The organism is Flavobacterium resistens, assembly GCF_900182645.1.
In the GTDB taxonomy this organism is placed as follows: Bacteria; Bacteroidota; Bacteroidia; order Flavobacteriales; family Flavobacteriaceae; genus Flavobacterium; species Flavobacterium resistens.
The window spans coordinates 646,832-672,192 of the sequence record NZ_FXTA01000002.1 but is presented as its reverse complement, the minus strand read 5'-3'; the positions used below and the strand labels follow the sequence as shown (position 1 = coordinate 672,192).

At 34.2% G+C, this 25,361-nt stretch carries 17 protein-coding genes; 6 read left to right on the top strand and 11 right to left on the bottom strand.

Translation table 11 applies throughout. From position 1 onward, the window contains the following. Nucleotides 1–45: 45 nt before the first annotated feature. The 3 genes from pbpC to FN795_RS08960 all read right to left on the bottom strand — a co-directional run bounded on the left by pbpC (nucleotide 46) and on the right by FN795_RS08960 (nucleotide 8,880). Nucleotides 46–2,421, bottom strand: a complete 2,376-nt coding sequence (gene pbpC / locus FN795_RS08970; RefSeq protein ID WP_142450298.1) for a penicillin-binding protein 1C — start codon at nucleotides 2,419–2,421, stop codon at nucleotides 46–48. 127 nt (nucleotides 2,422–2,548) lie between these two features. Further along, nucleotides 2,549–8,218, bottom strand: a complete 5,670-nt coding sequence (locus tag FN795_RS08965) for an alpha-2-macroglobulin family protein (protein WP_142450297.1) — start codon at nucleotides 8,216–8,218, stop codon at nucleotides 2,549–2,551. 218 nt (nucleotides 8,219–8,436) lie between these two features. After that, nucleotides 8,437–8,880: a nucleoside deaminase gene (locus FN795_RS08960; protein ID WP_142450296.1), complete on the bottom strand. Its 444-nt coding sequence runs from the start codon at nucleotides 8,878–8,880 to the stop codon at nucleotides 8,437–8,439. Between the two features lie 61 nt (nucleotides 8,881–8,941). Here FN795_RS08960 and FN795_RS08955 point away from each other — a divergent pair, with 61 nt between their 5' ends. Genes FN795_RS08955 through FN795_RS08940 form a run of 4 tightly spaced genes read left to right on the top strand, consistent with a single transcriptional unit; the run spans nucleotide 8,942 to nucleotide 13,436 of the window. After that, complete coding sequence (locus FN795_RS08955) at nucleotides 8,942–9,706, top strand: energy transducer TonB (RefSeq protein WP_142450295.1); 765 nt, start codon at nucleotides 8,942–8,944, stop codon at nucleotides 9,704–9,706. Then, entirely contained in the window at nucleotides 9,699–10,556 is an 858-nt protein-coding gene (locus FN795_RS08950; protein WP_244289961.1) for a hypothetical protein, read from the top strand. The genes FN795_RS08955 and FN795_RS08950 overlap by 8 nt, the downstream gene beginning before the upstream one ends. 51 nt (nucleotides 10,557–10,607) lie before the next feature. Continuing rightward, nucleotides 10,608–12,395 carry a 1-deoxy-D-xylulose-5-phosphate synthase gene (locus FN795_RS08945; protein ID WP_142450294.1) on the top strand — a complete coding sequence of 596 codons (1,788 nt, stop codon included), beginning with the start codon at nucleotides 10,608–10,610 and terminating at the stop codon, nucleotides 12,393–12,395. Between the two features lie 39 nt (nucleotides 12,396–12,434). After that, nucleotides 12,435–13,436, top strand: a complete 1,002-nt coding sequence (locus FN795_RS08940) for a DUF3078 domain-containing protein (RefSeq protein ID WP_142450293.1) — start codon at nucleotides 12,435–12,437, stop codon at nucleotides 13,434–13,436. Between the two features lie 75 nt (nucleotides 13,437–13,511). Here FN795_RS08940 and FN795_RS08935 read toward each other — a convergent pair whose 3' ends face one another. Both FN795_RS08935 and FN795_RS08930 read right to left on the bottom strand, forming a co-directional pair. Then, entirely contained in the window at nucleotides 13,512–14,858 is a 1,347-nt protein-coding gene (locus tag FN795_RS08935) for a deoxyguanosinetriphosphate triphosphohydrolase (protein ID WP_035645548.1), read from the bottom strand. 75 nt (nucleotides 14,859–14,933) lie between these two features. Then, on the bottom strand, nucleotides 14,934–15,395 hold the full coding sequence (locus FN795_RS08930) for an Lrp/AsnC family transcriptional regulator (protein ID WP_029271860.1): 462 nt from the start codon (nucleotides 15,393–15,395) through the stop codon (nucleotides 14,934–14,936). 157 nt (nucleotides 15,396–15,552) lie between these two features. Between FN795_RS08930 and metE the strand changes: the two genes are divergently transcribed. Further along, complete coding sequence (metE, locus tag FN795_RS08925; RefSeq protein WP_142450292.1) at nucleotides 15,553–17,877, top strand: 5-methyltetrahydropteroyltriglutamate--homocysteine S-methyltransferase; 2,325 nt, start codon at nucleotides 15,553–15,555, stop codon at nucleotides 17,875–17,877. A 336-nt stretch (nucleotides 17,878–18,213) separates the two neighbouring features. Here the strand turns inward: metE and FN795_RS08920 are convergent, their stop codons facing one another. From FN795_RS08920 to FN795_RS08910, 3 genes are all read right to left on the bottom strand, one after another. After that, nucleotides 18,214–18,807 (bottom strand): outer membrane beta-barrel protein, encoded by a 594-nt coding sequence (locus FN795_RS08920; protein ID WP_142450291.1) that lies wholly within the window; start codon nucleotides 18,805–18,807, stop codon nucleotides 18,214–18,216. 181 nt (nucleotides 18,808–18,988) lie between these two features. After that, nucleotides 18,989–19,579 carry an outer membrane beta-barrel protein gene (locus tag FN795_RS08915; protein ID WP_167498069.1) on the bottom strand — a complete coding sequence of 197 codons (591 nt, stop codon included), beginning with the start codon at nucleotides 19,577–19,579 and terminating at the stop codon, nucleotides 18,989–18,991. Between the two features lie 188 nt (nucleotides 19,580–19,767). After that, nucleotides 19,768–20,349, bottom strand: a complete 582-nt coding sequence (locus FN795_RS08910; protein WP_142450290.1) for an outer membrane beta-barrel protein — start codon at nucleotides 20,347–20,349, stop codon at nucleotides 19,768–19,770. 146 nt (nucleotides 20,350–20,495) lie between these two features. On the opposite strand from FN795_RS08910, the gene gldA reads away from it, so the two are divergent. Then, entirely contained in the window at nucleotides 20,496–21,392 is an 897-nt protein-coding gene (gene gldA, locus FN795_RS08905) for a gliding motility-associated ABC transporter ATP-binding subunit GldA (RefSeq protein ID WP_142450289.1), read from the top strand. A 326-nt stretch (nucleotides 21,393–21,718) separates the two neighbouring features. Here gldA and FN795_RS08900 read toward each other — a convergent pair whose 3' ends face one another. The 3 genes from FN795_RS08900 to FN795_RS08890 all read right to left on the bottom strand — a co-directional run bounded on the left by FN795_RS08900 (nucleotide 21,719) and on the right by FN795_RS08890 (nucleotide 25,172). Next, on the bottom strand, nucleotides 21,719–23,128 hold the full coding sequence (locus FN795_RS08900) for a pyridoxal phosphate-dependent decarboxylase family protein (RefSeq protein ID WP_142450288.1): 1,410 nt from the start codon (nucleotides 23,126–23,128) through the stop codon (nucleotides 21,719–21,721). 88 nt (nucleotides 23,129–23,216) lie between these two features. Next, nucleotides 23,217–24,440 (bottom strand): dicarboxylate/amino acid:cation symporter, encoded by a 1,224-nt coding sequence (locus FN795_RS08895; RefSeq protein ID WP_035645564.1) that lies wholly within the window; start codon nucleotides 24,438–24,440, stop codon nucleotides 23,217–23,219. Between the two features lie 78 nt (nucleotides 24,441–24,518). Then, nucleotides 24,519–25,172: a class I SAM-dependent methyltransferase gene (locus FN795_RS08890; RefSeq protein WP_142450287.1), complete on the bottom strand. Its 654-nt coding sequence runs from the start codon at nucleotides 25,170–25,172 to the stop codon at nucleotides 24,519–24,521. Nucleotides 25,173–25,361: the final 189 nt, after the last annotated feature.

Below are 25,361 nucleotides of genomic sequence, written 5' to 3'. Positions count from 1 at the left end.
CCAATTCATTTGGACTTCGACTTCGCTCAGCCTGACAAGTGGTTATTATTCCCTTATAATCTCAATTTTTCTTCTAATCTCATTCCCAGAAGCATCTACAACTGTAATATAATGTAATCCTGTTGTTGGCGTAATTGGTAGTTCATGAAATGTTTTTGTGGTGGCTTTATAAACATCATCAACGTACCAAAACAATTCTTTATCTCTTTCAGAATAAGCTACTTTTAAAATTACAGGCTGAACATTACTGTTAAAATCCTTCGTTAAATATATTTTACTATTTGCTTTTGGATAAATAAAATCCATTGTGATGGTTTGTGTTCCTTCACAACCTTCTTTAAATGGCGGTAAAGGCAAATATTCAATATGTTGACTTTTATAATACCAAGCCATAACCGGAGGCAGAACAAACCAATTTTTAGTCACAATATTATCTATACTTTCGCAGCTGCTATTTACTTGAAACTGTTCTGTTTTATCTAAATGAACAGCCTTATGATACGGACAAACTTTAGTCGATTTTCCTTTTGTAGGAATCCATTGTTTGATTTTTGGACAATTGTCTTTTGCTAAATAACCGCTCAATCGACAAACCTCAACCTCGGCTAAATCCTTATACGGAGTATCAAACCATCTTTGTCTTGGCAATAAATTAAAAACATCGAATAAAATTGGCGCGGCACTTGTAACTCCAGTTAAAGTTGGCCTTCCTTCTCCAGTTGCATTTCCAACCCATATTCCAACCACATATCTTGAGTTAGTTCCAATAGCCCACGCATCTCTATTCCCAAAACTTGTTCCTGTTTTCCATGCAATTTTAAGTGAACTATCGTAAAACTTCCAGGCTTCATCTCCTTCAGGTCTGTTGACTTCTTCCATTGCATTATATGTCAACCAAATTGATCCTGCCCCCAGAATATTCTTTTGATCAGTTTCTGATCCAAAATCCGGTTTAAAATCGTTTTTATAATTGAGTTCGGCAAATTCATTCGTACGATATTTGCCTCCATTTTTATTGAAATAATTAACCGTAGAAGAAAGGTTTGCATAGGTTCTACATAAATCCCACAAATTACTTTCAGCACCTCCCAGAATAAGCGATAAACCATAATGGTCAGGTGTTTTGTTGATGTTCTTTAATTTGAATTTCTGCAATTCTTCATAAAATTTATTTACGCCAAAATCCTGCAACATCAAAACCGCTGGAATATTTAATGACCGTGATAATGCCCGATGTGCCGGAACTGCGCCATCAAAAGTAAGATTAAAATTTTGCGGTGTATAACCAGAAATTTGTGTTGGGATATCGGCAATTAAAGTATTTGGTAATAATTCACCGTCATCTAGCATTGCACCGTACAAAAGCGGTTTCAAAATACTTCCTGTACTTCGTGGCGCATCAATAATATCAACATCTTTTTGATGATCTGAATCTGCAGGAGAATTTCCAACATAACTCATTACATTTCTGTTTTGAACATCTATTACCAAAATAGCCAGATTATGCACTTCATTCTGTTTGTATTGATTGTAATAATATCTTGCAATCTGATTAACTCTATTCTGCAAGGCATAATCAATTGTTGTTTTTACTCTTGTACCTTCTTCATTTTTAGCCACTCTTTGAAGCAAATGTGGAGCAATTTGAGGTAAATCATATGGTTTTTGAGGAAGAGGCTCTTCTATCGAAAGTTCATATGTCTGCTTATCGATTATCCCTTCCTGATGTAATTTTAATAAAAGTCGGTTTCTCTTGTTCAGTAATTTTATCTGATTTTTTCCAGGATAAATTAAACTTGGAGCATTTGGCAATACAGCCAAAACAGCATTTTCTGCCCAAGATAATTGATTGGCCTGAACGCCAAAATAACGCCAAGAAGCCATTTCTAATCCCACAACATTTCCTCCAAACGGCGCATGAGCAGCGTACATTTCGAGAATTTCATTTTTAGAATAACCTAATTCTAATCTTGTCGCGAGAATAATTTCTATCAGTTTTTCAAAATACGTTCTGTTTTTTCCTTTTCGGGAAAGTCTTATAACTTGCTGCGTTAATGTACTTCCACCTCTAACTACTTTTCCTGCCTTTTTGTTTTGTTTAAAGGCATTGATCATCGCTCCGGGATTAAATCCGGGATGTTTATAGAAATATTCATCTTCAAAATAAACGATACATTTTTTGAATTTATCAGGAACACTATCTTGTGCCGGAAAACGCCATTGCCCATCACGAGCGATTTTAGCACCGAGCAATTCTCCTTCTTTGCTTTCAATCACAGTTGAATAAGGTTCTTTAAACAAAGTTCTCGGTATAGAAAAATAGTAAATCAGCAAAAGCAGAAATGCAATTGCCGATTTAATTTTATTTCTTTTAATCCAGTTTATGATGCGTTGAAGAAACGCTTTTAATTTATTTTTCAAGACTTTTGAATTTTAGCCCGCGGATCACACAGATTTATACGGATTTACACCGATCTTTTTTTATCAAATCTGAAAGCTAAAACCAGTGTAAATCTGTGTAATCCGTAACATCCGTGGACCATCTATTTTACTTTACAACCTCAACCCAGAATCCTTTTGTTCTTGCTAAGAAAGTATTATCATACATGGCTTCACACTGCAAGCCTGGTAAATAATAATTCCCTAAATAAGATGCATTTAACAGAATTCTGAAGACTTTGGTTTCTCTAGATTTCATTCCAAAGTAGAAATTAGTCCTGTCGTCACGAATATCGATATAATCTGCAATGTTGTTTACTGCGTCTCCATAATCTGTGAAACGCGTATTTACAATTTCAAATCCTGAAGGAAGAATTTGTGATAACGCAACATTTTGAATACTTTCTCCTCTTTGGTTTTTAATCGTAACTTCAGCAACAAACTCTGTTCCTTGACTAATTTTAGAAACATTGATTACACTTCCTTTTCTGTTTTTGAAAACAATAGTTGCAGAAACATCATTTTGAACCACATTTTCCTGTCCGATTGGTAGTATTCCAGTATTCAGCACACGAACATAAACAGTATTCGCTTTATTGTTTTTCAATGTAATACTGTTTGTACCAGAAGCAACAGACAAACTTCGATCTGCAACCGATTTATTTGTATTTATTAATTCTCCTTTTCCGTTTTTACTAAACTGAATATTGATTCCTTTTGGACCATTACTTACTGCAAATTTCGACATTGCATACAAGCAATACGCCGTTGTCTGTGTACTCATCCATTGATTAGCCGACATTTCTTTGGCTAATTTTGTCGCTGTTGCAAATGCTTTTTGTTTCTGATCTAAAAGAAGCATCGTCTCTAAAGCCATAGCTCTATTTCTTTCGTTTGAACCATAATAGTAATAGCTATAGCCGTCTAAATCATTGTCAATACTTGTTTTCAAGAACAAACTTTGTCCCGCCGATTTCTGGCCAGCTAAAACATAAGCTGCTGCTAAACGAAGCATACTTTCATTCGAAATACCTTTAGTTTCACGCAATCTGTTCATTGACGATAAATCGGCATTTCCGGCTAAAGCCAATGTGTATAGACGATACGCCTGTGCCAAATCATTTCCATATTTCGGTTCAAAACGCCATTGTTTCGCTTCTTTTTGTTGATATGACAGCCATTTTGATTTGAAGTTTATTGGCAACACATATCCTTTTTTCTCTGCTTCAATCAAGAAATGTCCAGCATAGGATGTTCCCCAATCATCAGCGATTGCATTTCCTTGCCAGTAAGGCATTCCTCCGTTCGACAATTGGAAATTACCTAATCTGGCAATTCCTGCAGTTACATTCTTTTGAATTAATCCTTTACGAATAGCATCAATATCAGCAACATCGCCTAAATACAATTGTGGAAAAACAGATGAAGTTGTTTGTTCCACACAACCATGCGGGTACTGGATTAAAAATTGCAATCTTCCATTTAGATTCATTGATGGCATTGACGAAACTTCCAATCTTGCTTTATTGCTTCCGGCAATTCCAAAGGTTTTCCATGAAATTGTTTTTGAACTATTTGGTGTTAAAACAACATCTGTAAAAGTACTCGTAACCGGATTCGGATTTGTCATATCAATTTCAACATCATAAACTGATTTTTCATTTCCTGAAGTTGCTATTACCTGCACTTTTGCAATTCCGGTTGCAGCGCCTACAACTAAATTAAAATAAGCCATCTTTTCATCTGGTTGTGCAAAATTTAATTTTTGAATCGCGCTTCCCATTACTTGCAAGCCATTGCTTGTTTTAATCTGAACCGAAACATTTTTTATTTTATTCTCCGTTGCAAAAACAGTCACAGGAAGTGTTACTTTTTCTGAAGGTGAAATTTTTCTCGGTAAAGAAGCCAAAACCATTAACGGACTTTTAACCGGAGTTGCTTTTTCAACACTTCCATAAGCACTTGTCGCGGCATCTCCAGCAACAACCATAGTTCGAACAGAACCAATATATTTTGGTAATTTTAATTGATGTGATTTTGTTTGCCCTTTTTCCAATTTAAATGGTCCATAATACAATACAACAGGTTTAAAGCGATTTGCTTTCTTCGCTTTTCCACCGCCTAAATCCTGATCTCCACCAATACTGAAAATCTGATTTATTTTTCCGCCGTAAGCGCCAATTACATCATCGTAAACATCCCATGTTTTTACGCCTAAAGCTTCACGAACATAAAAACTATCCCATGCATTTGGTGTTTTAAAACGTGTTAAATCTAAAAGTCCTTCATCAACAACAGCAATGGTATACGTCATTTCTTTTCCGGTTTTTTCACCAACTTTCACTGTAAAAGCTTGTTCTGGTTTCAAAACATCTGGCATTGAGATTGTCGGCGCCAGAATCGTATTTTTGTCCACAACTTCAATTGGAACAATTCCGTACATACGAATTGGGGAATCATTTTTGGTTGAAGCATGAGGCTGTAATAATGTAATATTGAAATATACGTTTGGTGCCATTGCTCCCGTAATTGGAACTTCAACTTTGGTTTCTCCATTTTTAGTTTCAGCCCAAATTGTCTGTACTACTTTTGATCCGTTTTCAATTGAAATCAATGCACGCCCGCCTTCGCTTGAAGGGAAAGAAATCTGCGCTTTTTCTCCAACTGCATAATTTTTCTTATCAGTAGAAAACACCAACATATTTGCTGTTGAAGCATCTCTATTGCGCGTTTTTCCAGACCAGATTGGCCAATCAATATTTACCGTCAAAGCAGTTGCGTGTCCATCTGGATTATCAGAAACACGAATTAAATAGCGTCCCCATTCTTCATCAGTTAAAGCAAACTGAATATTTCCTTTTCCATTTGAATCCGTATTGACTATAAAAGTTTTATACGAAGTCGTTGCGTTCGAAGAATTATAATTCGATAAATTATCGCTTGAAGCATCCCACCACCAGCGCCAATCAACTTTAAACACTTTTACTTCTAAGTTTCGCACTGATTTTGGTCTTCCGTTTTCATCAACGGTCACAATATCAAAACGATTATTAGTTCTTGTTTCAAGCATATTATACTTGTTTAATTCTGGTGCTTTAATTCCAACATAGGTTTTATACGGAGAATAAGTCGTAGAAATTACATCAGTACTGAAATCTCCTCCTTCTTCATATACTTTTGTGATGAATGAAGCACGAAGCATTCCTGGCGCCTGACCTTGCAGTTTTGGCTGAATGTTTACAGACGCTTTTCCGTTTTCATTCAATTTTCCTGAAAAAACATTAATTTCTTCGGTATTGAATTGACGAACCAAATCATCAAAAGTAAATTTTTCATAACCTTTGAAAGTAGTTGTCTGCTGAGAGAATTTCGCTTGCATTTCAACATTCAAATTCTTCGCAATTGCACCGTGAAGCCAAGTCACTTCAAGATTATCTGTGTTTGGATACGATGAAGAAAGTGTTTTTCTACTAAACGTATTTTTGATTTTTAAACGGTTTGGTTTAATGGTTTCGATCTTGATGCTTTTGTAAAATTTAGCTCCACCAACACTCACCATTGCTTCCCAGTTTCCTGTTGGCGCATCTTGGTTTGTTGGAACTGTGAAAGCATAATGATTCAATTCGTTTGTTTTTTGAATCGTCTGATAAACCGTTTTTCCATTCGGGTCGTTTAATCTGAATTTAATCGGATGTGATTTTGGCAACTTATTCGACGCATCATTTAAAATAAAAGACAAATACAAATTATCGCCCGGACGCCAAACGCCTCGTTCGCCATAAATAAATCCTTTTAGTCCTTTTTGCAAAGTCTCACCCGCAACATCAAAATTACTGACAGACAATGAAAGTCCGTCGTCAAGTTTCACATAAGTAGATTGCTGGCCTAAAGTTACAATCGCAAAATAAGCAAACTTATCTAATTGAAAAGAAGCAATTCCTTCACTGCTTGTTGCTTGTGTTGCAATTTTCTGTTGCTGAAAGTTGTACAAATCAACTCTTGCATTCGAAACAGGTTTTGTCGTCACAATATTATTTACAGCAAATAAATACGACTTGTTTTCACCTCTTTTGGCGATCACACCTAAATCTGAAGCTAAAATATTTGTTGCAATTTTTGCGCTGTAATAATAAGAACTTGAGCAAGGATCCTGACTTTCTCTCCATTCATAATCATCATAATAATAATCGTCGTAAGAGTTGCCGCTGTAATTCACATCATTTTCGTCAACTTCTTCTTCCTCTGTTTCATCATCATTTCCTTCAGAAGTTTCACATTTATACAAAGAGTATTTCTTTTTAAAAACAAATTCTACTCTATAAATTGCCCCTGGTTCCGGAGTAATTATTTTGGATAAATCCAATGCAAAAGTGTTCCATTTACTCGGATTTATAAGTTTGCTTTCAATTAAATTCAGCGTTGTCTTCGCGATGGGTTGTGCGACTTTCTTGAGATTTTGGCCTCCATTCAATTCATTATACTGAAGAAACTGAAGAATATTGTTTTTGTAAATTTTGTACACTTTTACGTCAACTGCACTTAAATTTACGGCTTCAAAATTCAGTTTCAAGTTGTTTGAACTCGGCAAGATTGTTCCATTTTTAATAAATCGGACATTTGGTTTTATCTGATCAAAAGAAATTTTTTCAGAATAATTGGCATCCATTTTTTTGCCATACTGACTTTCGATTCCCTGAAAAACTTCAATCAATAAATCTCCCACCGTAATTTGTTCCGGTTCGGCTTCTTCTTCCTGAACCACTTCTACTGGTTCAGAAACAACTGCCGCAGCACTGTCTACCATAACAGCCGCCGAATCAACAAGTGAAACCGCCGTTTCTTCAACTGGAACTACAACTTCTTTTTTTGCCGGAGCTTCTTTTTCATTATTAAAATAAACTTTCAGCAAATTTCCCTGAGTTGAAAATTTTAAATTATTGGTATTCTGAATCGAAACCAAGCCTTTAAAATCTTGTCCTTTTTCCAATGGTTCAGAAAAATTAATTAAAACCGACTGATTACTTCCATCCGGAACTTCAACTTTTACGATTTTAAATTCATTTATATTGGTAATCGGAAAATCGATTTGTCCTTTTTGTTCGATATCAAAATCGCTCCCATCATATAAAATTTCCAAATTTGAAGCTTCAGAATAACGCTGAATACTGTCGATAATAAAACGAAATTCTTTAGCAAAACCTGATTTTTGCTCAAATTTGACTTTAAGATTATTCCCTTTTTGTTTTGCCTCGACTAATTTTTTAGCCGTTTCAACATCAATATTATCAGCTGTTTTTAAAACACAGTTTAAATACTGATATTCTTTACTGTATGATTGAATATCAGCCGTATTGATTGTAAAATCCTGCTTTATGGTTTTGACTGTAAAATTGAATTCAGAAAGTGTTTTTTCTTTCTCTTTTGGAAGTGTAATAATTTTGTCCAGTCTCAAAGTCACCTGATATTCTGTTCCCGGTTTCAACTTTTTTTCTGGAATAAAAGCAATTGTATTTGACGAAAGTGCAACGACTTTTCCATCGACGCTTGGCGAAATATCAAATAAATCGTTGTCTAAAACCTGATTGGCTTTCCAATCTTTTTTATCAAAAGCCAAAACTACCCTAATATCTGATTCCGCCGAGACTATTCCTCCCGTGAAACTGACTATATACTCTTTAAATAATGAAAAATCGGAATTAAAATCGGCTGCTGATTTTCTGCCGCAAGATTGAAAAATAAAAAACACACAAAACACGAGAACTAATCCTTTTGCTTTCACTTTTATTTAGAGTTAATGGGTTACAATTTTTAAAGAAATCAGAGAACATTTTAACATTTGACTGTTACATCCTATAACTATCAAATGATTAATATATTGTAGTAAATATAAAATAATTTCTGAGCTTTTTTAAGAAGAAATTTCTTTAGTAAAAATATTTAACTTTTGTTGAAGTTTAAAAGCAATTTTGAGATTAATTAAGCGTAAATTTCAAAAGATTACTTACGTCTTTCCAGAAAAAAACGTTTCATTAAATCTGCTGCTTCATTGGCCATTATACCAGAAACAACGGTAGTTTTTGGATGCAGTTTAGTTCCCATAGCAATGAAACCACGTTGCTCGTCACGCGCTCCAAAAACAATTTTTGAAATCTGACTCCAATACAAAGCTCCTGCACACATTTGACAAGGCTCGAGCGTAACATAAAGTGTGCAATCTTTTAGATATTTTCCTCCAAGAAAATTTGCTGCTGCAGTTATGGATTGCATTTCGGCATGAGCCGTCACATCATTTAATAATTCCGTCAAATTATGACTTCTTGCGATTATTTTATCCGCAACGACAATGATGGCTCCAACAGGAATTTCGCCTTTTTCAAAAGCCATTTCAGCTTCCTGCAAAGCTTTTTTCATAAAATATTCGTCGGTAAAAGGATTTTCCATAAATGCAAAAATAAGATTTTAGAACTTATTTTTTATTACATTTATTTTTTGATATTTGAATATGGAAAGAAAATACAAAATAACAATTCCCGAACCCTGCCATGAAAACTGGGACGAAATGACGCCAAAAGATAATGGTCGTTTTTGTATGAACTGTTCTAAAACCGTTGTTGATTTTACTTCCATGCTTCCTGAAGAAGTTCAACATTATTTCATTCAAAATCAAAATAATAAAATTTGCGGTAGATTTAAAAATGAACAATTAGATTCTGTTATAGTTCAAATTCCAAAGCAGATTTTACATACACAAACCAATTATTATAAAATGTTTTTGTTAGCATTATTTCTAACAATGGGAACCACTTTATTTAGCTGTCAAGATCAAAATGGGAAAAAACAGAAGATTGATAAAGTTGAAATTGTCGAAGGTAATCCTGATCGTCATACTATGCTAGGTGAGCCTGTCGCTCCTGATAATAATCAGATAAAAGATGAAACTATTGATCATAACGCTATTTACTCTCCGGCAGCTTTAGATGTACCACCAAAGCAAAAAATGGGAATAAAAAAGTTCTTTGAATTTATTAATGATAATTATGTTATTCCTGATAAAACTGAAAAATATGTTCGAAAAATATATGTTTCATTTGTTATAGAAAAAGATGGCAGTTTAAGCACTTTCAAAGTATTACATGATGCCGGACCCGGAACTGGAGAAGAGGCCATTAGAGTTTTAAAAATGACTCCAAGATGGATTCCTGGAAAATTTGGCAATCATAGTGTTCGAACATCTTATAATTTACCAATTACAATTAAAAATGAATAAAAAACATATAATAACAGTTCCCGAACCATGCAATGAAAACTGGAACAAAATGACTCCAAATGAAAACGGCCGTTTCTGTTTAAGCTGTTCTAAAACAGTTGTTGATTTTACTTCTATGTTTCCTGATGAAATTCAGCATTTTTTCATTCAAAATCAAAATAATAAAATCTGTGGAAGATTTAGAAAATCGCAATTAGATTCGATAACCGTTCAAATTCCGAATCGCGTTTTGTATGCGCAAACTAATTATTATAAAATGTTTTTGCTGGCTTTGTTTATTGCTATGGGAACGACTTTGTTTAGTTGCGCTGATAAAGAAGGAAATAAGAAGAAAATTGATAAAGTTGAAGTTGTAAAAGATACTATTAAAACAGAACAAATTGCTGTCGGAAAAACTCGAATCGGTCCAAATGATTCTCTTAAATATCCACCTCCACCTCCGCCAAAAGTTGATCAGGTCAAATTTGTAAAAAATCCTGTAGAAAATACCAAAAAAGAGAAATCTTCAAATATTGATTCTAAAAAGAAAACAGAGGAACCAGTCTATAATGGTGGAATCGCTGTTGAAACCAATGCAGAATTTCCTGGCGGAATTGATCAATTCTACACTTTTTTTGAGAAAGAATTTAAAAAACCAGAGAGCTCAAATATTGGAAAATTGAAAATCATTCTCGCGTTTGCGGTAGAAAAAAACGGTTCTGTATCTTATCTTCAATCACAACCAGCTATTGATGAGCCTTTGGAAAAAGAACTTATCCGAGTTTTAAGTTTATGTCCTAAATGGCAACCGGGAGAAATTAATGGCAAAAAAGTAAAAAGACAATATTCTTTACCAATAGTATTGCAATAGATCTCACAATAAAATTAAATTTAAAACCGTAAATTTGCTTTTTGCCATACAATGAAAAGCGATTTACTTTCAAACATATACAATCCTGCCGATTTACGTCTTTTAAAAGAAGAACAACTAATTCAAGTTGCTCAGGAACTGCGTCAATTTATCATTGATATAGTTTCTGTAAAAGAAGGACATTTGGGTGCGAGTTTAGGCGTTGTAGAACTTACAATTGCTTTGCATTATGTTTTTAATACTCCAGACGATTTATTGGTTTGGGATGTTGGACATCAGGCTTACGGCCACAAAATCCTAACCGAAAGACGAGAAAACTTCCATACAAACAGACAAATAGACGGCGTTTCTGGTTTTCCAAAAAGAAGCGAAAGCATTTATGATACTTTCGGAGTTGGACATTCTTCGACTTCTATTTCTGCAGCGCTCGGAATGGCGATTGCTTCTAAACTAAAAGGTGATTTTGAGAAAGAACATGTCGCAGTAATCGGCGATGCCTCGATCGCTAGTGGAATGGCTTTTGAAGGCTTGAATCACGCCGGAGTTACTGATGCCAATATTTTAGTCATTCTAAACGATAATGCTATCGGAATTGACCCAAGCGTCGGTGCTTTAAAAAAATACTTGACTGCGGTTAAAAATGGAAAAAATCCGAAGCAGAATAACATTATAAAATCTTTGAATTTTGATTATTCGGGACCAATTGACGGGCATGATTTTCCGACATTGATCAAAGAATTAAATCGCTTAAAGAAAATAAAAGGCCCAAAATTTCTTCATATTGTAACCACAAAAGGAAAAGGTTTACAGCAAGCTGAGGAAAATCAGGTAAAATATCATGCTCCAGGAAAATTTGATGCTTCAACCGGAGAAATTCATTTAAAATCAGAAGAAAATCTTCCTCCGAAATATCAGGATGTTTTTGGTTTGACTATTTTGGATTTGGCAAAAAAGAACGAAAAAATAATTGGAATCACGCCTGCAATGCCATCTGGAAGCTCTTTAAAATTCATGATGGATGAATTGCCGGAACGCGCTTTTGATGTTGGAATAGCAGAACAACATGCCGTAACACTTGCCGCTGGAATGGCGACTCAAGGCATGATCGTATATTGCAATATTTATTCGACTTTTTTACAGCGCGCCTACGATCAGGTTATTCATGATGTAGCGCTGCAAAATTTACCCGTAATTTTCTGTTTAGACCGAGCTGGTTTAGTTGGGGAAGATGGCGCAACGCATCATGGTGTTTTTGATATTGCTTATTTAAGAGCCATCCCAAATATCATTATTTATGCTCCGCTCAACGAAATTGAACTTCAAAACATTTTATATACGGCACAATTAGGATTAAATCATCCGATTGCGATACGATATCCTCGCGGACGTGGCGTTTTGCCTAAATGGGAAGTAGAAAATTTCGGACATTATGAAAAAATTGAAATTGGTCCCGCAAAATGTTTAAAAGATGGTACGGAAATTGCTGTGCTTTCGACCGGAACAATTGGAAATAATGTTATTGAGGCCTTAAAAGAATGCAGCAATTCAGATTCTTTTGCTCATTACAGCTTCAGCTTTATTAAACCATTAGACATCAATACATTAAAACACATATTCTCAACCTTTGAACAGATTATTACAATCGAAGACGGGGTTAAAAATGGTGGTTTTGGAAGTGCTGTTTTAGAATATGCAGCAGCAAATAATTTTAAAAACAACATTGAAATTTTAGGCATTCCAGACCATTTTATTGAGCATGGAAGCGTGCTGCAACTGCAACATTTATGTAAAATTGACGTTAAAAGTTTGATAAATCTTTTTTCTAATCGTTCAAAATAATTATTTTGCACAACCAAAAAAAAACCAAAATTAAGCCTAATGAAATTATTACGTTCTGCCCTTTTGCTGTTGTTATTATTGAGTACTTCAAATAATTTTGCTCAGATTATACAAACGACTTTGGATCCAAATCAGATTCCAAAACTTCCTTCAAACTGGACTGCGAAAAACAAATTGGGTTTTGATATTTCTGAAATTGCTTTTGTCAACTGGAGCGCCGGGGGAACCAGCTCAATTTCGGGGCTTTTTAAGGGTGAATTTGGAAGAAATTATATCAAGGGGAATCACAAATGGGTAAATGAACTTATTGTAAAATATGGTTTAAATAAACAGGATGGAATCGAATTACGAAAAACAGACGATGCTGTTCAATTCAACTCAACTTACGGTTTTAGAAAAGATACCCTTTCAAACTGGTATTACTCAGCAAAATTAAATTTCAATACGCAGTTTACAAACGGTTATAACTACCCAAATCGCGATGTTGCCATTTCGAAACCATTTGCACCAGCTTATATTTTCCTTGGAGCCGGAGCTGAAAACTCAAATAAGAAAAAAGACAGAGTATTTTATTTCTCACCTATAACTTTAAAGACAACTTTAGTTCTTGATCAGTATTTGGCAAATCAAGGAGCATTTGGGGTTAAAAAAGCAGTTTATATAACTGATCCTGTTGACCCAGCAAATCAGATTTTGGTTGAAGAAGGTCAAAAAGTAAAAGCCGAGTTTGGTATTTTGTTTACAGCTTACATGAAAAACGAAATTTACAAAAACGTGTTTTATGAAAACAGACTGAGCTTGTACACTGATTATTTAAACAAATTTGGAAACGTAGATATCGACTACGACACAAAACTTGATCTTGTTGTTAATGCTTATGTAAAAGCAAATATTGGCGTTCATTTAGTATATGACGACGATATTAAAACAAAAAAAGACGTTATTGATCCTGCTACAGGAGCAAAAACACAAGTTAATGACGGCCCTAGAATGCAGTTACGTCAGGTTCTTGGTGTAGGTTTAGTTTATGCTTTTCAATAAATAACTTTTCATCTTATAAAAACAGCCGATAAAACAAATGTTTTATCGGCTGTTTATTTTATAACAAAAGGAATATTATCTCTTTTTTCGACCGCTGATCATTTCATATAATTCAAGTGCATTTCCATCTGTTAAAAGGGAAACATAATGACAAATATGAAGCAGACGTTCGTATAAGTTACCTTTTTCTAAATGATGTTTTTCAGGAAGCATTTTAAGAATCAGCTTATCGTAATTTGATGCTGTTCCTTCATATTTATTGTTGAATGCCGTAATAAATTTATCTAATAAAGTCTGGATGATTTGATAGCCTACAATTTCTTTCTCAATAACTTCGCGACTTTGATAAATTTTGTCAACACTTAATTTGATGATATCATTCATCTGTGCTTTGTATTTGCTTTTATCAGTTAAAGCAAAAGGGAAATTTCCAGCCAAAATTGCTTCTTCATTTTCAATAAAAACATCAACAGCGTCATTGATTAAGGCGCCAATTGCAAGAGCTCGCAAATAACTGATTCGGTCTTCTTTAGTCTCTAATAATTTATATTTAGCAACACCAATATTATCTTTTACCAGTTTGATCAGATATTCTAAAGCGTAATCTTCAGAAACCAGACCTAAATTGATTCCGTCTTCAAAATCAATAATGGTGTAACAAATATCATCAGCAGCTTCTACTAAATAAGCTAAAGGATGTCTTTCAAAACCAATATCGCCATCTTCTTTATTGGCAATCAAGCCCATATCCTGAGCCACTTCTTCAAAAAATAATTTATCCGATTGGAAAAAACCATATTTTTTATCCGAAATATTGTTTGTTGGCTTTTTGGGAAGACTTTCTTTTGGATATTTCATAAAAGCACCTAAAGTTGCGTATGAAATTCGAAGTCCACCTTCAATTCCCGGACGACTTGCAGTTAAAACAGAAAATCCATTTGCATTTCCTTCAAAATCAATTAAATCCTGCCATTGCTTTGCTGTTAATTTATCTTTGTATTTCAATCCTTTTCCGCTTGAAAAATATTCTCCGATTGCTTTTTCACCTGAATGTCCAAAAGGCGGATTCCCAATATCATGTGCCAAAGAAGCTGCAGCCACAATCGCACCAAAATCATTCATCTGATAACCGTGAATTTCTTTTAAATAAGGATATTTCTCGAGAATTTTCTTTCCAACCAAACGTCCTAATGACCTTCCAACAACCGAAACTTCCAAACTGTGTGTCAATCTGGTATGCACAAAATCTGTTTTTGAAAGTGGAATAACCTGGGTTTTATCCTGTAAACTTCTAAATGCAGACGAAAAAATAATTCGGTCATAATCAACCTCAAAACCTAAACGTGTATCATCTTGTTCTACTCGTAATCTTTTGCTTGTATCGCCTTGACGTTTTAATGATAAAAGTTGTTCCCAGTTCATTTTAATTGTTGATTTCTGATTTTAGATTTTAGATTCACTTCAAAAATACATTTTATTTTAAGATTTTCTTTCTCTTTAAAACTCTAATGCCGTACTATGCTTAATTTCTCCCATAACAAATATGCTATTCGTATTTCCTATGTTTTCGATCGTTGATAATTTATTCATAACAAAATCCTGATAACTAGCCATATCCTGTACTAAAATCTTCAGCATAAAATCATAATCACCGGCAATATTGTAGCATTCTATAATTTCAGGAAGTGCCACAATATCTTTCACAAAATTACTTCCAACATTTTTTGCATGTTCTTTTAATCGGACGTTGCAAAAAACTGTCATACCACGATTCATCTTTTTTCTATCCAGCAACGCTACATATTTGGTTATAAAACCATCTCTTTCTAATCTTTTAATTCGCTCATAAACTGGTGTAACAGTCAGAAATAATTTACTTGCGAGATCTTTTGTGTTGATATTTGAGTTTTCCTGAAGGTGTTTCAGTATCAATAAATCGGTTTTATCTAGATTTTCCATAGTTTTTTTTACTGCTAAAGGTTCGTTTAAAAGATTTTTACAGTAATTAAATCTTTAAATAACACATTTAAAAACACATTTTACTGAAATAGAACCCAAATATAAGTTATAAAAACCAATAACATAAATTTGTTCAGTAAAAAACACTGAGCCGAAAATGAAGACAAACAACTTAGGTTATCCAAGAATTGGAAGCAACAGAGAACTTAAAAAAGCATCTGAATTGTATTGGGCAGGAAAAATTTCTGCAGAAGAGCTTATCACAGTCGGAAAAGAAATTCGCAGCAAAAACTGGCATTTGCAAGCAGCTGCAAAAGTTGACTTAATTCCATCTAATGATTTCTCTTTTTACGATCAGGTTCTGGATCTAACTTTGACTGTTGGAGCGATTCCTGTACGTTATCATGAATTAGCAAAAAACAATTCTTCTTTGGATTTGTATTTTGCAATGGCAAGAGGATCTCAAAAAGAAGATCAGGATGTTGTAGCTATGGAAATGACAAAATGGTTTGATACGAATTACCATTATATTGTTCCTGAATTTACGAAGAACCAAAAGTTTGAATTGTTTTCTGAAAAAATAATTGATGAATTCAAAGAAGCAAATGCAATCGGAATTAAAACGAAACCGGTTTTAATTGGCCCTGTTTCTTATTTATTATTAGGGAAAGAAAAAGAAGAAGGCTTTCATAGAATTGATCTTCTTGATGCGCTACTTCCGGTTTATTTTGAAATTCTGGAAAAACTACAAGCTAAAAATGCCGAATACATTCAATTAGACGAGCCGTTTTTAGCACTTAATTTAACCGATAAAGAAAGAAGCGCTTTCACAAAAGTATACAATGAAATCAATAAACGTTTTCCTAAACTTAAAATTGTTTTAGCCAACTATTTTGATTGTTTTGGAGAAAATCTTGAAACAGCTTTGGCTTTGCCAGTTAACACTTTCCATTTAGACTTGGTTCGTTGTCATTTGCAGTTAGATGATATTTTAGAATCTGGAAAACTGGCTTCAAACGTCAATCTTTCTCTTGGAGTTGTTGATGGAAGAAATATCTGGAAAAATGATTTCAAAAAATCTTTAAAAATCATCAAAAAAGCGGTTGATGCTTTAGGCGAAAACCGAATTTTGATTGCACCATCTTGTTCCTTAATTCACAGTCCGTGCGATTTAGATTTAGAAACAAATGACGAAACACTTACGCCGGAAATCAAACAATGGTTGGCTTTTGCAAAACAAAAAATCAACGAGATAATAATCTTAAAACAATTGTCTGCTTCTAATGAAATCGACGTTAAAGACTCGATTGATTACGAAAGAAATGTTATTGCAAATGAAAACCGTAAAACATCAAAATTAATCCATAATAGCGAAGTAAAAGCTCGAGTTGCAGGAATTACAGCTTCAGATGACAAACGTAAAAGTGTTTTTGCTGCGAGAAGAAAAACCCAAATTGAAGCTTTAAATCTGCCTTTATTTCCAACAACAACAATTGGATCTTTCCCTCAAACAGCTGAAGTGAGAAGCTGGAGAGCAAAATTCAAAAAAGGTGAGCTAACAACTCAGCAGTACAACGATTTAATCGAAAAAGAAACCGAAGCAACAATCCGTTTTCAGGAAGAAACCGGAATCGACGTTTTAGTTCACGGAGAATTTGAACGCAATGACATGGTAGAATATTTTGGAGAACAATTAGCAGGATTTACATTTACCAAAAATGGCTGGGTTCAGAGTTATGGAAGCCGTTGTGTAAAACCGCCCGTTATTTACGGAGACGTTTCTCGTCCAAATCCAATGACTGTAAAATGGTCTGAATTCGCACAATCTTTAACTCCAAAATGGGTAAAAGGAATGTTGACTGGGCCTGTAACCATTTTGCAATGGTCATTTGTACGTAACGATCAACCGCGTTCTGAAACTTGTACGCAAATCGCTTTGGCTATTCGTGATGAAGTAGTTGACTTAGAAAAAGCCGGAATCAAAATCATTCAGATCGATGAACCTGCAATTCGCGAAGGTTTGCCTTTGAGAAAAGAAGAATGGGCGAAATATTTATACTGGGCTGTAAAAGCGTTCAGAATTTCAGCAAGCGGCGTAAATGATGATACGCAAATTCACACGCACATGTGTTATAGCGAATTCAACGACATCATTCAAAGCATTGCTGACATGGATGCTGATGTCATCACAATCGAATGTTCACGCTCGCAAATGGAACTTCTAGATGTTTTCGCCGACTTTAAATATCCAAACGAAATTGGCCCTGGAGTTTACGACATTCACTCGCCTCGCGTTCCTTCAAGCCAGGAAATGGTGAAATTACTAGAGAAAGCTTCTGCTGTAATTCCGGTAGATCAATTGTGGGTAAATCCAGATTGCGGTTTAAAAACACGCCATTGGGACGAAACTAAAAAAGCTTTAATCGAAATGGTAGCAGCGGCTCAGGAAATGAGAACTACTATACAAAATCCCGTGAGTTAATACTTTTTATTTAAAATATAATTTTTGTTTTTTTTTATGTCAGCAAGTGGAGTCGGAAATTAGTTATGATTCGTTTCGGCTTCACTTCTGTTGACATTTTTTTTACTTAATCAGCCTTAGGTTCTAAAATTTAGAAGCAGAAATTCTTGTTTTCAAAACAAGTATAGTCCCGCTATCCGCTATATCTTTTCCTTGTCTCGTTTATAAAAACGAGACAAGGAAAAGGATACCGCTTCTATCGGGGCTAAACGAGAAATTTTTAATTTCAAAAGATCTCGATCCAACAAAAAAGCATCCGTGTGGGCGGATGCTTTTTTTTTATATATAATTTCGAGATTAAAAATTCTTTGAAATTCCAATCGAAACAGATTGACCAAACGTAACGTTAAAGCTTTTCGCAGTAGTTGCACCACTTCCTCCATCATAATCTATAACGCCGTAATCAATTCCTCCAATGTTGAAATTCAAACCAAAACCTTTATGAACATTAATAAAAATTGCTGGCGTAACACCTACATAAAACCCATTTCCTTTATTAATTGTATTTGTCGGAAGTGGATTATTGCTATAAACTGATTTAGTATTTTGATAACCCGCGCCAAAATCTGCATAAGCCGAAAAAGTCTGATTTAAAGTTTTTGTGTATCGCAAAAAACCACCTATTCTGAAAGAATTTATCTTGCTTGAATAAGTCGAAACAATCTTGTCTTCGGTTGAATTAACTGATGATTCAATACCAGCAATCCAATTTTCATGAAATTGATATCCAATCTTTGGCGAAAAACTAAAATTGTAATACTTATTCTCCGCAGGAATATTTGATCTTTTTTGAGAATTATAACCAACACTTCCCATTACCAAAACCGACCCTTTTTGGGCATTTGCAAAACTGAACATCGCCAGTGCAACAATAACTAGAATTTTTTTCATTAGTGATATTTGTTAAATTTTGTAATCTATTTAACGAGAAAGATGCCAAGGAACTATTTTGTTACATTCTAAACAAAAAGAATTCAATTACAATACATTAAAAACTTCTTTGCTTATAATAAAAACAAAAAAAGCATCCTCATTGGATGCTTTTTAGAATAAAAATTATATGATTTCAAAATCAAAAATTCTTTGAAATACCAACCGAAAATGCTTTACCGAAAGAAAAATTAAAGTTCTTAGAATCGTTGTAGTTATCATCTTCATTATTAAAAGTATTATATCCTAAACCTCCAATATTAAAGTTCAAACCAAAACCTTTATGAACATTGATAAAAATTGCTGGAGTAAGACCAACATAAAATCCGTTACCTTTATTAACCGTCGAAATTGGCCCGTTGATACTTGTATTTTTTTGATTCTGATATCCAGATCCTAAATCCACATAGGCAGAAAAAGTTTCATTTAAAGGTTTAGAATAACGCAAAAAACCTCCTACTGAAAAAACATTTGATTTGTTTTCAGAACTTTCAGCATATCTGGATTCATTTTTTGAAGTTCCAATTCCTCCTTCAATACCTGCTGTCCAGTTTTCATGAAATTGATATCCAACTTTTGGCCAAAAAACAAAAGAATTAGATTTAGTTTCTGAATTCGTGGCTGATGCATTTTGAGAATTATATTCAATACTTCCCATAACTAAAACAGATCCTTTTTGGGCATGCATGGCGCCAAAAACAGTTAACATTGCAATAAGTAACATTTTTTTCATAATGGTTTGAGATTTAAATTTAAGCTATTGTTTAACAAGAACAATGCCGCAGCTTTTAAAAACCCCATGCAAAAAGTAAACTTTTTATTACCAAATCGTTAAGAATAAAAAATAATGCCCAAAACAAATACAATAAAAAAAAGCATCCGCTATGGCGGATGCTTTCTGAAATTGAATAAAAATTAAGATTAGAAGTTTTTCGAAACTCCAATATTAAAAGTTTGACCAAAGTTGAAGTAAAACTTACTGTAATCAGGACCATTATTGTCATAACTTAAAGTTTCGTATCCTAAACCACCAATGCTGAAGTTCAAACCAAAACCTTTTTTCATGTTAATAAAAAGAGCTGGAGTAATACCTACATACACACCATCAGCTTTGTCTTTTGAAAAAGCATTTCCAGGACCGTACGTTTTATTTTTTAAGTTTTGGAAACCTGCTCCCATATCAGCAAAAACAGAAAACGTTTGGCTCAATGGCACTGAATAACGTACAAATCCTCCTAATCTGAATCTGTTGTCTTTTTCTTCAATGTTTCCATTGTCTGTAGTAGCTGAACTAACTGTAAACTCTCCACCTACTGTCCAGTTATCATTAAATTGGTAACCTACTTTTGGAGAAAAGCTAAATGTGCTTGCTTTTGCTTCACTAAATTGGAATTCTGATTTTTCAGAAGTGTAGCCAATGTTTCCACCTACTAAGATTGTTCCTTTTTGAGCGTTTGCAAAACTGCAGATAGCTAGGGCAGCTATCACTAAAATTTTTTTCATGATTTGGGTATATTTTAATTTAGCAATCCTTTAACAATAACGATGCCGCGAATAAAGGGCTCTCCTATTTTTTATCATTATTTTTAAAAGACAAAATGTAGTAATCGAAACTATTTCTCGTTACTTTTGCAGTAAATAAAAAGTCCATGTCGATAGAAGTAAACAGCATATCAAAAAGTTACGGAGAGCAAAAAGCTTTAAATGAAATTTCTTTTAAAATTGAAAAAGGAGAAATCGTAGGATTTCTTGGTCCAAACGGAGCTGGAAAATCTACTTTAATGAAAATTTTGACTACGTATTTACTTGCCGATAGCGGTTCAGCCCTTGTAAATAGCCACGATGTCATGACAAACACTAAAGAGGTACAGCGATCGATCGGGTATTTGCCCGAACATAATCCGTTGTATTTAGATTTGTATGTTCGTGAATATTTGGCTTTTAATGCCGATGTTTATAATGTTCCTAAATCAAGAATCGAAGAAGTTATTCAACTGACAGGACTGACACCGGAAAGCCATAAAAAGATAAGCCAATTGTCAAAAGGATACCGCCAGCGTGTGGGCCTTGCGAATGCTTTACTGCATAATCCAGACGTTTTAATTTTGGACGAACCAACTACCGGACTGGACCCGAATCAGTTAATGGAAATTCGAAATGTAATCAAAAATGTAGGGAAAGATAAAACCGTTTTTTTATCAACACACATTATGCAGGAAGTCGAAGCAATTTGCGATCGTGTCATAATTATTGACAAAGGACAAATTGTTGCCGACAATAAATTAGACCATTTAGTTGCTACAGATAAAGAGCAAGTTATTGAAGTTGAGTTTGATTATCAAGTTGAACAGCAACTTTTGGCGAAACTAGAAAACATCAGTTCATACGTGAACACGCATGACATGACATGGGAACTGACTTTTGTAACCGAAAAAGATATGCGCCCTGCAATATTTGATTTTGCTAATGAAAATGGCTTGAAAACACTTCAACTAAATCAGAAGAATAAAAATCTGGAAGCTGTTTTCAGAGAAATCACCAAATAATATTTTTCATAAAAACATATAAAGCCAATTTATTCTTTTCACAGAATAAATTGGCTTTTCTTTTTTAAATAAGTCCGAAAAAAGCTTTTCTAACCTTTTTATTTTTTAAGCACAGCTTGTCAACTCGTTTTCAGCCGATTAAAATTTTATTGCTTATTTTTAACTATTTTTATTTAGACTTGATATAAATAGTATTATATTTGCACACGGAATTATAATAATTTCATGATTTAATCAACCTTTCGATTCTTGTTTTTTTGTTTTTTTTTGTGTTAGTAAAGAGCCTGCTTGTAGTTAACAGGCTCTTTTTTATTTTATTGAGACTATTATATTTCTAAATCAAGAATTGAAATTTTCATTTCTTCTATAATGATTTTAATATCTTCTTCTGTTGTACGCCAATTCACAAAAGAAGCCCTGATTCCTTTTCGGCCTTCGTAAACTGTTGGTGTCATAAAGACTTTTCCTTTATCATTTAGGATCGTCAAAAACTCATTTACTTTTTCCTGATTATGATTACCTTTTAAAGTGAAGCAGACATTGTTGAGGCGAATTGGTGCCATCAATTCAAAATTTCCTTCTGCGATAAGTTCATTCGCAAAATGCAAGGCCAGCGATACACTATTTTCCACTATATCCTGATAACCTTCTTTACCATAAGCCACCAAAGAAAACCAAACCGGCAAAGCTCTTAAACGTCTAGAATTTTCGGGCAAGACGTTCAAATAATTAAAATTCTCCAAGGGATTTCCTAAATAAGGCGCATTTGAATTCTGGAAAGTTTCGATCTGCAAATTAACATGTTCTTTTTTAATCAAATAAAAAGCACTTTCATACGGAACATTCAACCATTTATGACAATCAATTGTAATACTGTCTGCATCTTCCCAGCCTTCAACCAAATGTTTAAACTTTTCCGAAACGGCTGCAAATCCACCAAAGGCGGCGTCGATATGCCACCAGAAGTTGTATTTTTTTCTTAGTTCAGAAATCGCTTTAAAATCATCAAAATCAGCTGTGTTTACAGTTCCTGCACTTGAAATTAAGACAAAAGGTTTTCCGTTTAAATTCTGAATGTTTTTCTCTAAATCAGAAATATCAATTGCTTCTCTATTTCCTTCGATAGTTTTGACAGTTGTATAATTTTGACTTCCAATTCCGAGCATCGCCAAACATTTAACGGAAGAAGAATGTGGCGTAGCTGTTAAAATATTAATTGTTGCCGAAATTCCATCTTTGGCGAAATCTTTCCCGAGCTGTTTCCCAAACCATTGTCTGGCAACTCCCAAAGAAGTAAAATTCGACATGGTTGCGCCGGTTACAAATCCGCCTAAAAAAGTATCCGGAAGTTCTAATAATTGAAGCAATAAACTAATGGTTTCAAATTCTATTAAAGCAGAATTTCCACCTTGCGAAGTTACCGATTGTGTGTTTTGATCGTAAACTGATGTAAGCCAGTCGCCGACTATTGAAGCTGGTGTTGATCCGCCGGTTACAAACCCTAAATATCGCGGTCCTGGAGACGAAACCATTAATGGCGCTAATCTTTCATTAAATTCGGTTAAAGCTCCTTCAGAACCCAAACCTAATTCGTTTAAATGACGATTTATATCCACCTTAATTCTAGTTGAAGTTGGAATATTATCAAGATTATTCAAAAAATTTATTCCTTGCTGTTTTGCTTTTTCTAAGATAACTTCGAAATTTTTCAGATCATGTTGTAGTATTGAATTCATATTATACAATGTTGATTCTCATACTGATTTTTCAGTAGAAAACAGGTTAATTAATATTTAATGTGAAAATGTAAAACTTAGCTAAAAGCTACCATTTTGTTTTTTCCGAGAATCTGGAAACCAACATCGAGCATATTACATCTCCATTGGCATTTAATAAAGTAGCGATTGGATCGACCAAAGTTCCTAAAATCATGGCAACTGGCAAAGCTTGCTCCATCGGGAAACCGTAAACCGTAATCGCTAAAACTTCTCCAATATAACCTCCGTTTGGAATTCCTCCTTCAACAATAGAAACGATTACAGTAATTCCTAAAGCCAAAAGAATAGTTGACGGCTCTGTAAAATCCTTCCCAAACATGGCAAACAAAAAGGTTATTTTTAAGATGGATGACATACTTGAACCATCTTTATGCAAAGGCGCTCCAAGCGGAATCACCAAATTACGAACATGTGCCGGAATTCCCATTTTTTGCGCTGCATCAAGATTTGCAGGAATCGTGGCAATACTGCTGCATGTTCCTATTGCGGTTAACGAAGGCGTGATATTGTTACTCCAAAAAACTTTAAAAGCTCTTTTTCCTCCAGCCACAAGCGCATACAAACTAAAAAATAAAAAGAAATAAAAGATGCAAGCTGCATAATAAACGGCCATTGGTTTTGCATAAACGCCAAACAATTGCGGTCCGAAAATACCAACCTGATAAGCAAAATATGCTCCCAAACCAATTGGAGCGAATTTCATTATAATGTTCAAAAGCTGTTTCATAACCTCGTTTCCTGAATCTAGAAAACTCTTAAATGCATTTCCTTTTTCACCTGATTGCAATGTTGCAAAGCCAATTAAAAAAGAAAAAACAATAAGGGCCAGCATACTTTTTCGCGAAAGCAATTCAAAAAAATCATTTGCTGTGAGCAATTTTGCAATTTGATCTCCAACTGATCCTGATTCAATCTTTTCAAACGGAATTTTAGTAATCGCTATATCTTGATGAATGGGAAAAAGATAAACAGCAAAAATCATTACAATTGCTGAAATAAGAATTGTGGTGAGAAAAACCAAAATCATTACAACGAATAGTTTTCCTAATTTTTCTGTCCTTTCCAAATTGGCAATCGAAGAACCGATTGTAAAAAATATAAGTGGAATAATCGCTGTAAAAAGTAAATTCAGAAATATATCGCCAAGCGGTTTTATGATCAAAACATCTTCTCCAAATACTAATCCGAAAATGCTTCCTACTATAATTCCGCCCAAAAGCAAAAGTATGCTGCTATAATTCTGTAAAAAATTGATTTTTTTAACTTCCATAATTGCTAGGATTATAATTCAGAAAGATTAGTAATAAAGAATGAAAGTACTCAAAAAAAGATTGCGGAAATTGATTTGTTATTTTTCCAAAACAATCGTCGTAAAAACCCTGTCGGCAAATTCGCCTGTTTTGCTTTTTACTTGTTCTGTCTGACTTTCAATGTAAACAATTTTAAAAGCTGTTTTTTCAATTAATTTTTGTGCTTTTTCAGTGTTGTAAAGCTCAAATTCAAATTGAGTAAACGGAAGTTGTTTCATGAAATCTTCCTGAGCAAAAGTTACACAGAAATTCCCATTTGGATTTAAAACCCTATAAATTTCTGAAAGTAATTCTTCAGGCTTCTGCCAAAAATAAATTGTATTTACAGTAAATATTTTATCGAAAGATTCATCTTCAAACGGAATTTTATTTCCGTCATAAAGTGAAAAGAAAGCTTGTTTTTGAGAGACAAAATTTCGGTTAATCTGGCGCGCTTCCTGAAACATTAATTCCGACATTTCTAGTCCGTAATATTTTAGGTTTTCGGCTTGTTCCATCAAAAATTCAAGGTGTCCGGCATTTCCGTGGCCCAATTCCAGAATTTTATTTTCTTTGGAAATATTGAGATTCTGAATCGAATGTTTGGTCATATTGATGTTCGTCTCGTTCATCATATTGGCCATTTCGATTCCTTTTTCCCCTGTTGGATGTTTTAATTGAGAGGCTATGGCTTGTAGTTCTTCTTGTTTCATGATCTTTAAAGTTAAATTCCAAATTAAAAAAATCCAAATTCCAAGCCTCGTTTATCATTGCGAGGAACGAAGCAACCTCACTAACGGCTTCAATGTCATTTTTGTCATTCCGAGGAACGAGGAATCTCCGCAAGAAACTCGACAAAGATTGGCAATTCACTGGTTGAAGCTACTTGCGGAGATTCCTCG